11 protein-coding genes and 1 rRNA gene are annotated in these 15,185 nt (G+C 63.0%); 8 read left to right on the top strand and 4 right to left on the bottom strand.

What is annotated here, in order from left to right; genetic code table 11:
- The 4 genes from rrf to CGX12_RS16270 all read left to right on the top strand — a co-directional run.
- Positions 1 to 98, top strand: a 5S ribosomal RNA gene (gene rrf / locus CGX12_RS16285); the annotation flags it as partial.
- Between the two features lie 508 nt (positions 99 to 606).
- A complete protein-coding gene (locus CGX12_RS16280; RefSeq protein ID WP_094040902.1) occupies positions 607 to 2,028 on the top strand; it encodes a uracil-xanthine permease family protein in 1,422 nt (473 codons plus the stop codon).
- 123 nt (positions 2,029 to 2,151) lie between these two features.
- Positions 2,152 to 3,495, top strand: coding sequence for an 8-oxoguanine deaminase (locus tag CGX12_RS16275; RefSeq protein WP_094040901.1), 1,344 nt, complete (start codon positions 2,152 to 2,154; stop codon positions 3,493 to 3,495).
- A gap of 100 nt (positions 3,496 to 3,595) precedes the next feature.
- Positions 3,596 to 4,300, top strand: coding sequence for a phosphatase PAP2 family protein (locus CGX12_RS16270; RefSeq protein WP_094040903.1), 705 nt, complete (start codon positions 3,596 to 3,598; stop codon positions 4,298 to 4,300).
- Here the strand turns inward: CGX12_RS16270 and CGX12_RS16265 are convergent.
- Positions 4,297 to 5,481 carry a CinA family nicotinamide mononucleotide deamidase-related protein gene (locus CGX12_RS16265; RefSeq protein WP_094040900.1) on the bottom strand — a complete coding sequence of 395 codons (1,185 nt, stop codon included), beginning with the start codon at positions 5,479 to 5,481 and terminating at the stop codon, positions 4,297 to 4,299. The genes CGX12_RS16270 and CGX12_RS16265 overlap by 4 nt on opposite strands.
- 142 nt (positions 5,482 to 5,623) lie before the next feature.
- Between CGX12_RS16265 and metA the strand changes: the two genes are divergently transcribed.
- Entirely contained in the window at positions 5,624 to 6,577 is a 954-nt protein-coding gene (gene metA / locus CGX12_RS16260; RefSeq protein ID WP_094040899.1) for a homoserine O-acetyltransferase MetA, read from the top strand.
- A 29-nt stretch (positions 6,578 to 6,606) separates the two neighbouring features.
- Here metA and CGX12_RS16255 read toward each other — a convergent pair whose 3' ends face one another.
- Positions 6,607 to 7,896, bottom strand: a complete 1,290-nt coding sequence (locus CGX12_RS16255) for a cation:proton antiporter (RefSeq protein WP_094040898.1) — start codon at positions 7,894 to 7,896, stop codon at positions 6,607 to 6,609.
- A gap of 242 nt (positions 7,897 to 8,138) precedes the next feature.
- Between CGX12_RS16255 and metH the strand changes: the two genes are divergently transcribed.
- Both metH and CGX12_RS16245 read left to right on the top strand, forming a co-directional pair.
- Complete coding sequence (metH, locus tag CGX12_RS16250) at positions 8,139 to 11,819, top strand: methionine synthase (RefSeq protein WP_094040897.1); 3,681 nt, start codon at positions 8,139 to 8,141, stop codon at positions 11,817 to 11,819.
- A gap of 224 nt (positions 11,820 to 12,043) precedes the next feature.
- Complete coding sequence (locus tag CGX12_RS16245) at positions 12,044 to 13,279, top strand: serine hydrolase (RefSeq protein WP_094040896.1); 1,236 nt, start codon at positions 12,044 to 12,046, stop codon at positions 13,277 to 13,279.
- A 608-nt stretch (positions 13,280 to 13,887) separates the two neighbouring features.
- Here CGX12_RS16245 and CGX12_RS16240 read toward each other — a convergent pair.
- Positions 13,888 to 14,199 (bottom strand): YqfO family protein, encoded by a 312-nt coding sequence (locus tag CGX12_RS16240; protein ID WP_094040895.1) that lies wholly within the window; start codon positions 14,197 to 14,199, stop codon positions 13,888 to 13,890.
- A 17-nt stretch (positions 14,200 to 14,216) separates the two neighbouring features.
- Positions 14,217 to 14,783 carry a PhnA domain-containing protein gene (locus CGX12_RS16235; protein ID WP_094040894.1) on the bottom strand — a complete coding sequence of 189 codons (567 nt, stop codon included), beginning with the start codon at positions 14,781 to 14,783 and terminating at the stop codon, positions 14,217 to 14,219.
- Between the two features lie 131 nt (positions 14,784 to 14,914).
- Between CGX12_RS16235 and CGX12_RS16230 the strand changes: the two genes are divergently transcribed.
- A partial coding sequence (locus CGX12_RS16230; protein WP_497045663.1) for an STAS domain-containing protein occupies positions 14,915 to 15,185 on the top strand: 271 nt, incomplete at its 3' end.

The raw sequence follows: 15,185 nt of genomic DNA, 5'->3' as shown, positions 1-15,185 counted from the left end.
TGTGGTCCCACCTGACCCCATGCCGAACTCAGAAGTGAAACGCACCCGCGCCGATGATAGTGTGGCAGCTGCCATGTGAAAGTAGGTCACTGCCAGGCACCCAATTGGAAAACCCCGATACGAAAGTATCGGGGTTTTTTACGTTTAAATTTTCCTGTCTCTTACAGCTGGGGATGGCGCCAGAGCGTTGCCAGCCGGTCTGCTCCTGCTGCCCCCGGTTTCCTCCATCGACGTCCATGCTGCCCCAGGCGGGCTTGACTCCTTCTGTTCTAAAGAGCTGGTGCAGTGAACTTCATTACTGTACACAATATTGATGTGCTATGTTTTGGTTGAAGTCAGGGTAAGGCCTGCTACACCCCTGCTTGTTGAAGACGCTTGGGTAATCGGTATAGATCACATTGCCTTTATTTTTGTGTACAAAAATATCACATGGATATAACAATTGTGTTTTTTTTGCGGTATTATCACGACAGCTCCCCACTTAGCCCAGGCTTTGCAGTGGAGCATGGAGGATAAGCGTCAACCGTCTCCTTTACAGGATGTTGGCCAATAAACAACAGCGGTCTTCCCGACCGCTCTCGGCAACGATTAACAAAGGGATCTGTTATGACCCAGGAAACCAGAACAGAACAAAGCCGGAACCACGATCTGCTTTATTCACTACACGACAGGCCCAGCTTCTGGCCTTCGACCTTTGCCGCCCTGCAACATGTGCTGGCCAGTCTGGTCGGGGTTATTACCCCCACCCTGATCGTGGGCGGCGTGCTCGGCTTGGGTGAACATGTTCCCTACTTGATCAGTATGGCCCTGATGGTGTCCGGTGTGGGTACCTTTATCCAGTGCCGCCGTATTGGGCCGGTCGGGGCTGGCATGCTGTGCCTGCAGGGCACCAGCTTCGCCTTTCTCACCGCCGTGCTGTCTGCCGGCATGATCGTCAAGAGCCGGGGTGGCACGCCGGAAGATATACTGGCAACCATCTTTGGTGTCAGTTTCTGTGCCGCCTTTATCGAAATTTTCCTGAGCCGCTTTGTTCACAAGCTGCAGAAAATCATCACTCCCGTGGTGACCGGCACCATTATCATCCTGATCGGTATCCCGCTGATCAAGGTGGCCATGACCGACATCGGTGGCGGCTTCGGTGCCCAGAACTTTGGTGCCCTGGATAACCTGCTGCTGGCCGGTATAGTGCTGGTCAGCGTGATATTGCTGAACCGCTCCAAAAACCCCATGATCCGCCTGGCGGCCGTGGTGATTGGCCTGGCGTTGGGCATGCTGGCTGCCTTCTTTATGGGACGCCTGGACTTTTCCCACCTGAGCAGCCTGCCGGTGATTTCCATCCCGGTGCCCTTCAAGTTCGGGTTCCAGTTTGATCTGGCCGCCTTTATTCCCCTGGCGATCCTGTTCTGTGTGAGTGCCATGGAAACCACCGGTGATCTGACCGCCAACTCCACCATCTCCCGGGAGCCGGTCAAGGGACCCGTTTACATCAACCGGATCCGCGGTGGTGTGCTGGCCGATGGTGTCAACTCCATGATCGCCGCTGTTTTCAACAGCATGCCGTCCACCACCTTTAGCCAGAACAACGGCGTTATCGCCCTGACCGGGGTGGCCAGCCGTTTCGTGGGCATCTATATCGCCGCCATCCTCTTTATCATGGGTCTTTTCCCCGTCATCGGCGGCATATTGCAGCAAATGCCCAAGCCGGTACTGGGGGGCGCTACCCTGATCATGTTCGGCACCGTGGCCGTGGCCGGTATCCGGGTGCTTTCCCAAGCCAACCTGGACCGCCGCAACATGATGATCATCGCCATCTCTGTTGGCATGGGGATAGGGGTGTCCACTGTGCCGGACGTGCTGCAGGCCCTGCCCAAGACGGTCGCCAACATTCTGAGTTCGCCGGTCGCCATGGGAGCCATCACCGCCATACTGCTGAGCCTGGTCCTGCCCGAGAGCAAAGAGGAAGAGGTTGACGTGGCCGAAACCGAGGCTGACGCGGCTGCCAAAAAAAAATTAGGTGAAGTCAGTTAAGACTCACTGTCGTATTGTCGCCTGAACTGGCGCAATCCCCTGGCGTACCTTCCCGGATTGTACGTCAGGGGTTTCCACATCCGGGGGATGCCAACTTTCATTTGCTATGGAGTCGAAAGTCTGATGCAAAACCCCAAAACACTCTGGATAAAAAAACCCCTCGCTACCCTCGATCCGGCCTATGCCGGCGGTCTGGTTATCAGCGGCAACCAAATCGTTGAACTGGTGGCGGAAGGAAAGGCCCCCACCCGTGCGGTGGACGAGGTATTTGATGCCGGTCGGCATGTGCTGCTGCCCGGCCTGATCAACGCCCACCACCATTTCTACCAGACCCTGACCCGGGCCCACCCGGCGGCGCTCAACAAGGAGCTGTTCTCCTGGCTGGTGTCGCTCTACCCGGTCTGGGCCCGGCTGCAGCCGGAGATGGTGGAAGTCTCCACTCAGATAGCCCTGGCCGAGCTACTGCTGTCGGGCTGTACCACCGCCAGCGATCATCATTATCTTTTCCCCCAGGGGCTGGAAGAGGCCATCGATCTGCAACTGCAACAGGCCGGGCGGCTGGGCGTGCGGGTGCACCTGACCCGAGGCTCCATGAGCCTGGGCAAGGAGCAGGGCGGGCTGCCGCCCCAGTCGACGGTGCAGCCGGAAGAGCAGATCCTGGCCGACAGCGAGCGGCTGATCCGGCGTTATCACGATCCGGCCGACGGGGCCATGAGCCGGGTGGCCCTGGCTCCCTGCTCGCCCTTCTCGGTCAGTAGCGAGTTGATGAAGGCGTCCGCCGCCCTGGCGGAGCGGCACCAGGTGCAGTTGCATACCCACCTGGCGGAAACCCATGACGAGACCGAGTTCTGCCTGAAGATGTTCGGCATGCGGCCGGTGGATTACCTGGAGTCGGTGGATTGGCTTAGCGACCGGGTCTGGCTGGCCCACGGCATTCACTTCAACGAGGAGGAGATCGCCCGCCTGGGCCGGGCGGGGGTGGGTATCGCCCATTGTCCCTCCTCCAATATGCTGCTGGCCTCGGGCATCTGTCCGACCCTGGAACTGGAGGCGGCGGGGTGCCCTGTCGGTATCGGCGTGGACGGCTCCGCCTCCAACGACGGCTCCAACCTGATCATGGAAGTGCGCCAGGCCCTGCTGCTGCAACGGCTGCGTTACGGCGCCAGGCGCATCACCCACCAGAAGGTGCTGGACTGGGCGACCCGCGGTTCGGCGGCCTGTTTGGGACGGAGCGATATCGGCGAGATCGCCGTCGGCAAACAGGCGGATCTGGCCCTGTTCACCCTGGACGACCTCCAGTTCGCCGGTGCCGGCGATCCCCTGGCGGCCCTGGTGCTCTGCGGTGCCCGGCAGGCGGACAGGGTCATGGTCGCGGGCCGCTGGCGGGTGACCGATGGCGCCATCTGCGGTCTCGATCTCGAGGCGCTCAAGGCGCGGCAACGGGAACTGTCGGTGTTGCTGCGTTAACCATAAGGGGGCCAGTGGTGCCCCCTTTTCCGTGATCCGACCTGCAATTCTCTTCCCCATCTGGTATAAACGGCCCCATTTAATGGAGGGCGATATCACCATGCAATGGGATCTCAAAGGCTGGGCGGCGCTGCACGCCCTGGCGCTGTTACTGTTTTTTTCCTGGTTTCTCGGCTACTGGCAGGGGCTGGACGAAGGGGTGTTCTGGCTGTTCAACGGCTGGCTGGTGACGGTGCCCGGCTGGGCGGAATTCGTGGCCTTCGTCAACCAGCGCTGGATCGACGGCGCCGTGGCCCTGCTGATGGCCCTGTTCGTATTCCGCCACGCCTGGACGGTGTCCGGCCGGGAACGGGCCCGCATCTGCTGCCTGCTGTTGATCATGGCCGGCTGCTTTTCCATCCAGGCGGCGGCGGGCAAGGCCCTGCCCATCGAGCGTCCCAGCCCGACCCTGGTATACGAACAGGCGGAGCGGGTCAGCCAACTGGTGCCGCATATCAAGGCCAAGGACGCCTCGGGCGACTCCTTCCCCAGCGACCACGGCATCGGCTTTGCCACCTTCCTGCTGTTCGCCGTCTACCAGTTCCCCCGCCGCTATCTCTATGTGGTGGTGCCCCTGGTGCTGGCCCTGGCCATGCCGAGGGTGATGTCGGGGGCCCACTGGCTGACCGACTTCCTCTGCGGTTCCGTGCCCCTGGCCCTGATCACCGCTGCCTGGCTGTTCCATACCCCCCTGGCCCGCAGGGTGATCGAGCTGGCCACGGGCCTGGTCGAGGGGCTGCTGCGGCGCCTGCGCCTGATCGGCTAGGACGCGGAAGCCAGGACAAGCCGCTCGCTGCAGGGCAGGATATCGTAGTCGATCATCACCTCCTGGCCCTGCAGGTGGCGGCGCAACATGTCGAGCGCCACAAAGGCCAGCAGGCGGCGGCGGGAGAGGGGATCGCGGAAATGCAGTTTCAGGGTCTGCACCTGGCAACTCTGCTCGGTGAGCAGGGCCACCGGTACGCCCTCGGGCCCTTCCGCGCCCACGGCCAGTGCCAGGGGACGGGCACTGCGCTGCAGCCAGAGACCCAGATCCTCGGCGTTGTCGGGCAGGCCGCTCAGGTAATGGCCCTCGAATTCGGCGGTGATGGTGCTGATGGTATCCGTCAGCCGGCCGCCGCTGGCCTCTTCGAACAGGGTCAGCTCCTGCTTGTGCAGCAGGGGGCCCAGGCTGGTGGCGAAGTTCAGTTCGTCCCGGGCCACCAGGTGGGCGCCCACCTCTGCCAGTAACTGGGCTTCCGCCGCGGCGATGGCGGCGACGTCGTCCCGCTCGATGATCAGCTTGAGCTCTATGGTCGGCAGGTTGGCCCGGTAGCCGAGGGTGATGCCGGACGGCCAGGACTGGTTGTCGAGGCGGTCGCTCAGGCCTGATTCGGACAGGCCGAACAGGAAGAAGCGGCGCACCTGGTTGCTGCCCCGGCCACCGAACTGACGTTGCATACGGGGCAGGATTTCCTCTTCCACCATTTTCTTCAGCTCGGAGGGGACGCCCGGGGTAAAGATAAAGGTGGCCCTGTTGAGCCTGACGGCGAAGCCGCAGGCGGTGCCGATGGGGTTATCCACCAGCTCGGCGCCCCGGGGCAGCATGGCCTGCTTGATATTGCTTTTGGGCATGGCCCTGTTGCGGCTGGCGTACTTCTGTTCCATCACCGCCAGCCAGTGCTCGTTCAGCTCCAGGGGAACGCCGGCGGCGGCGGCCATGGCTTCGGCGCTGATGTCGTCCGAGGTCGGGCCCAGGCCGCCGTTGACGATCACCAGATCGGCCTCATGGCTGCGTTGCTCGAACAGCGCCACCAGATCGGCCTTGTCATCCCCCAGGGTAAAGCGGCGCCTCACCTGCCAGCCCTGCTCCAGCAGGCGCTGGGACAGCCAGGCCGCGTTGGTATCCACTATCAGCCCGGTCAGTACTTCGTCGCCGGTACTCACCAGCTCAATCACAGGTTCCATATCGTTGTCCTCGAGATGCCTTGACAGGATTCTAACGCAACTTCCATTTCCGGCCCACGGCAGGGATGACAAGCACCGCTGCTTTGTTGTAGATTTCTAGATGTCTAGACTTTCTTACCGATACTGTGCATGGAGTGAGCAAATGCCCATCAGAATTCCGGATCGCCTGCCTGCGGCCAACGTCCTGACTCAGGAAAATATCTTCGTGATGACGGAAACCCGTGCGGTCAACCAGGATATCCGCCCGATGCGGGTGCTGTTGCTCAACCTGATGCCGAAGAAGATAGAAACCGAAAACCAGCTGCTGCGCATGCTGTCCAACTCGCCGTTGCAGATAGGGGTGGACCTGCTGCGCATCGACGACAGGCCCTCCAAGAACACGCCCCAATCCCACCTGGAGCATTTCTACTACGATTTCGAGCAGGTGAAGGACGAGTTCTACGACGGCCTCATCATCACCGGTGCCCCCCTGGGCCTGACCGACTTCTGCGACGTGGTCTACTGGGACAAGATCGAACAGATAGTGGCGTGGGCCAAAAGCCACGTCACCTCCACCCTCTTCCTGTGCTGGGCGGCCCAGGCCGGCCTCAAAATCCTCTACGGCCTGGACAAGCAGACCCGGCTGGAGAAACTGTCCGGGGTTTACGAGCACCAGAACCTGGCCCAGTTCGAGCCCCTGGTGCGCGGTTTCGACGATGCCTTCCTGGCACCCCACTCCCGTTATGCGGATTTCCCCCTGGATCTGATCCGGGAGAAGACCAACCTCAAGATACTGGCCGGCTCGGAGCAGGTGGGGGTCTACCTGGCAGTGAGCCCGGATCGGCGCCAGGTGTTCGTCACCGGCCACCCGGAGTACGACGCCGATACCCTGCATCAGGAATACATGCGCGATCTGAGCGCCGGCATCGAGCCGAAGATGCCGGAGAATTACTACCCCGGTAACAATCCGGACAACGCGCCTCGGGCCACCTGGCGCAGCCATGGCCACCTGCTGTTTTCCAACTGGCTCAACTACCACGTCTACCAGCTGACGCCCTACGATCTGAGCACCTTGAGCGCGGCCGGCGATACCCTGACCAAAGACTGGGAAGAATAACCGGGGGCGATTCGCCCCCTTGCCGTCCCTTATTCGATGGGAAAACCGGCCTTTTCCGCCGCCTTGGCCTTGTTGATCATGGGGGTGATGGTCATGCCCTGAACGATGATCGAGAAGATGACGATGGCATAGGTCATCATCAGGATCAGATCCCGCAGCTCCACCTGGCCGCTGCTGCCGAGCTTGACCCCGGCGGGGATGGACAGCGCCATCGCCAGGGACAGGCCGCCGCGCAGGCCGCCCCAGGTGAGGATGCGCACCGAATACTTGTTGTAGGCCCGGAAACGGCGAAAGCCCAGGTAGGGCAGGGCCACGCTGGTGAAGCGCCCGGCCAGCACCAGGGGAATGGACAGCAGCACCAGTATCCAGGCCTGCCAGTGGAATTCCACCAGCAGCATGGCCAGGCCGATCAGCAGGAACAGCAGGGCGTTGAGGAATTCGTCCAGCAGGTGCCAGAAGTGATCCAGGTGTTTCCGGCTCTGCTCGGAAAAGCCGGTATAGCGGGTCCAGTTGCCGATCATGATGCCGGCCACCACCATGGCCAGCGCGCCGGACACCCCCAGCACGTTGGCCAGGGCGAAGCCGGCGGTGGGCACGCACAGGGTCATCAGCAGTTCCATGGAGCCGTCGTCGGTGGCGCTGATCATGATGTGGGACATCAGTCCGAGCAGGGCGCCGAACAGGATGCCGCCGATGGCCTCGTGGGTGAACAGGGCCATCACGGAGCCGAAGCTGGCCTCGTTGCCGCTGAAGGCCACGGCGAAGATGGTCAGGAAAATGACCAGGCCGATGCCGTCGTTGAACAGGGACTCCCCCTCTATCTGGATGGCGATCTGCTCCGGCGCCCCCAGCTTTTTCACGATGGCCAAGACGGCGATGGGGTCGGTGGGGGAGATCAGGGCGCCGAACAGCAGGCAGTAGATAAAAGGCAGGGGGATGGTCGCCACATAGGCCAGCAGCCAGAGGCCCACGGCCACCACCAGGGTGGAGATCAGCACGCCCACTATCACCAGGATGGAGATTTCCCACTTCTGGCTCTTCAGCGCCGGCAGGTTGATGCCCAGGCCGCCGGCGAACAGCAGAAAGCCGAGGATGCCCTGCAGCAGGAACTCACCGAAGTCCACCGTCTTGACCACTTCTACCGCGTGTTGCTGCAACTCGGGCCAGGTGGTTTTGCCCAGGATCAGCATCAGGATGGAGATGCCTAGGGCTCCCGAGGTGATGGCGATGGTGGTCTGGATTTTCATGATGTATTGATTGACGAAGGCGATGGTAATCGCCATGGCCGCCAAAAAACACAGGGTGTAATAGACACTCATAGAGGCACTTCCGATCGTTATTTTTAGGGTTGCAAGCTGGGTTGGCCGGTCTGCGCCGGCTGCCCCTAGTTTGCCTAAGCGCACCCGTTTTCCCTAGTGAAAACTGTGGTTAAATTACGTCTTTCCCGAAAATACCGAGACGCTCCTTGCGGTCGGCCTTGTAGATGGCTGGATTTCCAACCGCCGGTTTTGTGGTAGCATGGGGGCCGCATACAGGAATCAGGTTGTTACAGGAGTCAGCAGTGTCCAGATCCCCGGTTTTTTCCCAGCTCGAACAGGCCCTGGCCGAACGGATCCTCATCATCGACGGGGGCATGGGCACCATGATCCAGTCCTACCGGCTGGACGAGGCCGCCTACCGGGGTGAGCGCTTCGCCGACTGGCCCTCGGATCTCAAGGGCAACAACGACCTGCTGGTACTGACCCAGCCGGAGATCATCGGCCAAATCCACAGCGATTACTTCGCCGCCGGTGCCGACATCATCGAAACCAACACCTTCAACGCCACCACCATCGCCATGGCCGACTATCAGATGGAAAGCCTGGCGGCGGAGATCAACCTGGAGGCGGCGCGGCTGGCGCGCCGGGTAGCGGACGAGTGGACCGCGAAAGAGCCGCACAAGCCGCGCTTCGTGGCCGGGGTACTGGGTCCGACCAACAGAACCGCCTCCATTTCGCCGGACGTGAACGACGCGGGCAAGCGCAACGTCACCTTCGACCAGCTTGTCGAAGCCTACACCGAAGCGGCCCAGGCCCTGATCGACGGCGGTGCCGATCTGCTGATGATCGAGACCATCTTCGACACCCTCAACGCCAAGGCGGCGGTGTTCGCCATCGAGGGGCTGTTCGACCAGATGGGCGTGCGCCTGCCGGTGATGATCTCCGGTACCATTACCGACGCCTCCGGCCGTACCCTGTCGGGCCAGACCACCGAGGCCTTCTACCACTCCCTGCGCCATGCCGAGCCGCTGTCTTTCGGCCTCAACTGCGCCCTGGGGCCGGACGAGCTGCGCCAGTACGTGGCCGAGCTGTCCCGGGTGTGCGAGACCTACGTGTCGGCCCACCCCAACGCCGGCCTGCCCAACGCCTTCGGCGAATACGATCTGGACGCCGCCGAGATGGCCGGCCATATCCGCGAATGGGCCGAGAGCGGTTTCCTCAACCTGGTAGGCGGCTGCTGCGGCTCCACCCCCGAGCATATCCGCGCCATGGCCGAGGCGGTGGCCGGCATCAAGCCGCGCGCCCTGCCCGAACTGCCGGTGGCCTGCCGGCTGTCCGGCCTGGAGCCGGTGCTGATCACCCCCGAGAGTATCTTCGTCAACGTGGGCGAACGCACCAACGTCACCGGCTCGGCCATGTTCAAGCGGCTGATCAAGGAAGAGCAGTACGACAAGGCGCTGGAGGTGGCGCTGCAGCAGGTGGAGAACGGCGCCCAGATCATCGACATCAACATGGACGAGGGCATGCTCGATGCCGAGGCCTGCATGACCCGCTTCCTCAACCTGATCGCCGGGGAGCCGGACATCGCCCGGGTGCCGATCATGATCGACTCCTCCAAGTGGGAGGTGATCGAGGCCGGCCTCAAGTGCATTCAGGGCAAGGGCATCGTCAACTCCATTTCCATGAAGGAAGGGGAAGAGAAATTTATCGAGCAGGCCCGGCTGGTGCGCCGCTACGGCGCCGCCGTCATCGTGATGGCGTTCGACGAGGTGGGCCAGGCCGATACCCGGGCACGCAAGTTCGAGATCTGCGAGCGCGCCTACCGGGTGCTGGTGGACAAGGTCGGCTTCCCGCCGGAAGACATCATCTTCGATCCCAACATCTTCGCCGTGGCCACCGGCATCGACGAGCACAACAACTACGCGGTGGACTTTATCGAGGCGGTGAAGGACATCAAGGATAACCTGCCCCACGCCATGATCTCCGGCGGCGTGTCCAACGTGTCCTTCTCCTTCCGCGGCAACGACGCGGTGCGCGAGGCCATCCACGCGGTGTTCCTCTACCACGCCATCAAGAACGGCATGGACATGGGCATCGTCAACGCCGGCCAGCTCGCCATCTACGAAGACATCGAGCCCGAGCTCAAGGCCAGGGTGGAGGCGGTGGTGCTCAACAGCCACGACGGCGCCACCGAGGAACTGCTGGAGATCGCCGAGCGCTACCGGGGCAGCGGTGGCCAGCAGGCGGACGCCCGGGACCTGGAATGGCGCAGCTGGCCGGTAAACAAGCGGCTGGAGCACGCCCTGGTGAAGGGACTGACCGACTTTATCGAGGACGACACCGAAGAGGCCCGCCAGCAGGCGGCGCGCCCGCTGGAGGTGATCGAAGGCCCGCTGATGGACGGCATGAACGTGGTCGGCGATCTGTTCGGTGAGGGCAAGATGTTCCTGCCCCAGGTGGTCAAGTCGGCCCGGGTGATGAAGCGGGCGGTGGCCTACCTGCAGCCCTATATCGAGGCGGGCAAGGAGGCGGGCCAGAGCAACGGCAAGGTGGTGATGGCCACGGTCAAGGGTGACGTGCACGACATCGGCAAGAACATCGTCGGGGTGGTGTTGCAGTGCAACAACTTCGAGGTGGTCGACCTCGGGGTCATGGTGCCCTGCGAGACCATCCTCAAGACCGCCCGGGAAACCAACGCCGACATGATCGGCCTGTCCGGCCTGATCACCCCGTCGCTGGACGAGATGGTGCACGTGGCCAAGGAGATGCAGCGCCAGGGCTTCAAGATCCCGCTGCTGATCGGCGGCGCCACCACCTCCAAGGCCCATACCGCGGTGAAGATAGAGCAGAACTACGACGAGCCGGTGGTCTACGTGGCCAACGCCTCCCGTGCCGTGGGTGTGGTGCAGACCCTGCTGAGCGCGGAAAACAAACCCGCCTTCGTCGAGCGGCTCAAGCAGGAGTACGAGGTGGTGCGGGATCAGCACGCCCGCAAGAAACCCCGCACCCAGCCGGTGACCCTGGCCGAGGCCAGGGCCAACAAGGTGGCCATCGACTGGCAGGCCTATACCCCGCCGGTGCCGGCCAAACCGGGCATCCACGAATTCCGTGACGTGCCCATCTCGGTACTGCGGGAGTACATCGACTGGACTCCCTTCTTCCTCACCTGGTCGCTGGCGGGCAAGTTCCCCCGCATCCTCGAGGACGAGATAGTGGGCGAGGAGGCCAAGCGGCTGTTCGCCGACGCCAACGCCCTGCTCGACCGGCTGGCGGCGGACGGCGAGCTGCGCTGTGCCGGCGTCATGGGATTGTTCCCGGCCAACAGCGTGGAGGACGACGTCGAGGTCTACACCGACGAGTCCCGCAGCCAGGTGCTGCATACCCTGCGCTTCCTGCGCCAGCAGACCGAGAAGAAAGACGGCTTCCCCAACTACTGCCTGGCCGATTTCGTGGCCCCCAAGGGGACCAAACCCGACTATATCGGCGCCTTCGCGGTGACCGGCGGCATCGGCGAGGACGACATCATCCGCCGTTACAAGGAAGCCCATGACGACTACAACGCCATCATGGCCAGCGCCGTGGCCGACCGGCTGGCGGAAGCCTTCGCCGAATACATGCACCTGCTGGTGCGCCGGGAATACTGGGGCTATGACCCGGACGAGGCGCTCAGCAACGACGAGCTGATCCGCGAGAAATACCGGGGCATCCGCCCGGCACCCGGCTACCCGGCCTGCCCGGAGCACACCGAGAAGGGCACCCTGTGGCAGCTGCTGGACGTGGAAGAGCGCATCGGCATGAAGCTGACCGAATCCTTCGCCATGTGGCCGGGGGCGGCGGTGTCGGGCTGGTATTTCTCCTATCCGGACACCCGCTACTTCGCGGTGGCCCGGATCCAGGAGGATCAGCTGCTCGACTACGCTGCCCGCAAGGGCATGAGCCGGGTCGAGGCCGAGAAGTGGCTGGCGCCCAACCTGAGCGACTAAGGGAGCGGAAAAAGGCGCCTGCGGGCGCCTTTATGCTAAATATTGTACCGGACCGACTCCCCGCCGGTGGCGGCGACGTGTATGCTTGTAATAATAATGAAGACCATCGAGGGACCGGTGTCTTGCCTGGCCTTTGTCGATGGGATCTGCGGGAAAGGCTGGACAGAATTCGGGCGATAACGTAGCTTCTGCCGGCTTTGTTCAATCTCTGGGAGGAGCCCTCCATGTTTGCCGTAAGAAACGCCGGAAAAGCGGGATTTCTGTTCCTGGCCGTTTTGCTGTTGTACTCCCTGTTCAACCAGGCGCAGGCCAATCCGCGCTACGCCTCCATCGTGCTCGACGCGGACAGCGGCGAGGTGCTGCATGCCTCCAATGCGGATGCGACCCGCTATCCTGCCTCGCTGACCAAGATGATGACCTTGTACATGCTGTTCGAGTCGATGGAAAAGGGGCTCATGACCCTGGATACCGCCATGCCGGTATCGGCCCACGCCGCCTCCATGCCCCAGACCAACATCTCGCTCAAGGCGGGGGACAGGCTCAAGGTGAGGGATGCCATTCCGGCGCTGATAGTGCGTTCCGCCAACGACGTGGCATCGGTGGTGGCCGAGGCGCTGGGGGGCACCGAGCGCGCTTTTGGCGCCATGATGACGGAAAAGGCGAAGGCGATGAAGATGACCTCCACCACCTTCCGCAACGCCTCTGGCCTGCCCGACGCGGGGCAGACCACGACCGCCCGGGATCTGGCGATACTGTCGGTGCGGCTGATGAAGGATTTTCCCCAGTATTATCACTACTTTTCCACCCAGTCCTTTACCTACAAGGGCCGGACCTATACCAGCCATAACCGCATGATTCGCAATTACGCCGGGGTCGACGGCATGAAGACCGGCTTTATCCGCGCTTCCGGCTTCAACGTGGCCACGTCCGCGGTCAAGGATGGCCGGCGTCTGATCGGGGTGGTGATGGGCGGGCAGACCGCCCAGTCGCGGGACGCCCACATGGCCTCGCTGCTGGATCGGGGGTTCGAGCGGGCCACCCAGCTCGCCAAGGCCTCGCCCGAGGCAACCAGGCCGGCCGCCAACCTGGTGGTCAGTACCGACACGGTACGCCAGGTCGTACGGCAGGAGCAGCCGGTAACGCGGGCGCCGGCGGTGCTGCAGCGCACCTCCCAGACCTTCCCGGTCGAGCAGACCATGATCACCGATGAACTCGGTTGGGCGGTACAGATCGGCTCCTTCCGGGTGCCGGAGCAGGCCCGGGAAAGGGCGTCCGATGCGGCCCGCCGATTGGCCGACGTGGAGCTGGCCCAGATCGCGGTGAGCGAGGTGGAGATCAGCAACCGCAAGTTGTTCCGGGCCCGGCTGGTGGGGTTGCAGGAAGGCCAGGCCAAAAGCGCCTGCCAGCGCCTGTCCCGCCAAGGCATGGATTGCCTGGTGGTCCGCCTGAGCGGCAGTTGACACAAGGCCGGCCCGTCGCCCCGACACGGGGGCGGGCCGTTAACCTTCGGAGACAAGCGAAGCGCCTCCGTCAGGGGCACAAAGAAAAAGGGGCAACATCATGTTGCCCCTTTTCCTGTCGTCTTGACGGTTCAGTCCCTAAACCCAATTGCTCCCTGCAATCCCTGACTTCGCCTTAATCCTTAAGGTCATCCTCTTCCCGATCCGTCGGTGTGTCCTGTTGGTCGTCCTGACCGCGTGCCATCCTGACCCGCTTTGCCATCTCCATCCGGGGAGGTGTCCCTTGCCGCATCCTGCGGAGTTCCTGTCGCCTTTCCTGGCGGCCCGTCATCCTGACCGGCTTCCTCGCTCCTTGCGGGAGGCATAATAGCCCAACGGCGGCACCGCTCAAGGCGGCAAACCTGACCCCATCTGGGCCGAATAGGTGAGGGTTGAAGTCAATGCATTGATATATATAAATAAAATTACCGTACTGCGACCTTTCTTGCGGGCAGAAAGCGTTTTTTCTGTCGTGGCCTTGAGAGATCTCTTACAAGGCGCCGGGGTTATTCGCCAGCAGCGCCTGGCCGGCCTGGTGGCGCAGCAGCCAGGAGGCCGCCGCTACCGGATCAGAGGTCGGCCAGGGGCCAGGCGTCGAAGGCGGGCTCTTCGTAGGGGTGGGCGGCGCGCAGGGCGGCGACGGCCGCCCGGATCAGCCGGTCTTCGCACACCAGCTCGACCCTGACCTCGGCCACCCGCTCCAGCTCGCCGGGCTGGCCGAGAAAGGGGTTGGCCCCGGCCAGGGGACGGAACTGGCCCTGCCCCCGGGTTTCGAAGCAGCACTCCGCGTAGTCGCCGATCCGGCCGGCACCGGTGGCGAATACCGCCGCCTTGACCGGTTCCAGGTGGGATTCGGGCACGAAGAACACCAGCTTGTACATGGCTAGCTCCCGGCTGCTCAGGCCTTTTTCAGGAATTTGGCCACCAGCACGATTTGCACGCCGTTGACCTTGCCTTCGATATGCTCCGGATTATTGGTCAGGCTGATGTTCTTGACCAGGGTGCCGCGCTTGGCGGTGAAGCCCGCGCCCTTGACCTCGAGATCCTTGATCAGGGTGACCGCATCGCCGGCCTGCAGCCGGGTGCCGTTGCTGTCGAGGGTCGGCTCGCCGTCGTCTTCCTCCGCGGCCAGGCCGGCCTCGGCCCATTGCTGCACTTCCGGCTCCAGGTAGAGCATGTCCAGCAGATCCCGGGCCCAGACCTCGCTGGACAGCTTTTTCAGGGTGCGCCAGGCCAGTACCTGCACCGCCGGCACCGGGCTCCACATGCTGTCGTTGAGGCAGCGCCAGTGGTTGTGATCCTGGGGGCTGTCCAGCTCGCCCTGGCAGCGGGCGCACAGCAGGGCGCAGTGATCGGCACTGTCGGCGGCCCTGGGGGCGACCGCCAGCAGGCTCAGGGCATCGCTGGCGCCGCACAGTTCACAACGGTCGCCGCTGCGTTCCCGCAGTTGTTGTTCTATGGTCATGGTTCTGGCTCTTGTGGCAATGAAAGGGGGCGCAGATTCTAGCATAAAACCGGGCTCCGGTTGTGGTTATCCATGGAATGGCAGACAATGCAGCTTCGTATGAGTTTATTTTTCGGGCAGGCCCGGACGAGATGACAGCCCCCCTGATCCTGGAAGCCGATCCAATACCCCGTGTCCGTTTGCACGGGGACTGGACCCTGGCCCGCTACCGGCAACTGAGCCAGCTGCGGTTGGCCGCGGAGACGACACCGGCGCAACTCGATGCCGCCGGCCTCACCGCCCTGGACACCGCCGGGGCCGCCCAACTGGTACGGCTGCTGGGGGCGGAGCAACTCGGCCGACTGCTCCCCGACGCCAGTGGACTGTCGGACGAGCGCCGGGCCCTGCTGCGGGCGGTGGCCG

This window comes from Zobellella denitrificans, from assembly GCF_002237365.1.
Classification (GTDB): Bacteria; Pseudomonadota; Gammaproteobacteria; order Enterobacterales; family Aeromonadaceae; genus Oceanimonas; species Oceanimonas denitrificans.
Note: the sequence above shows the minus strand (reverse complement) of the source record. Positions and strands in the feature narration are given on the sequence as shown.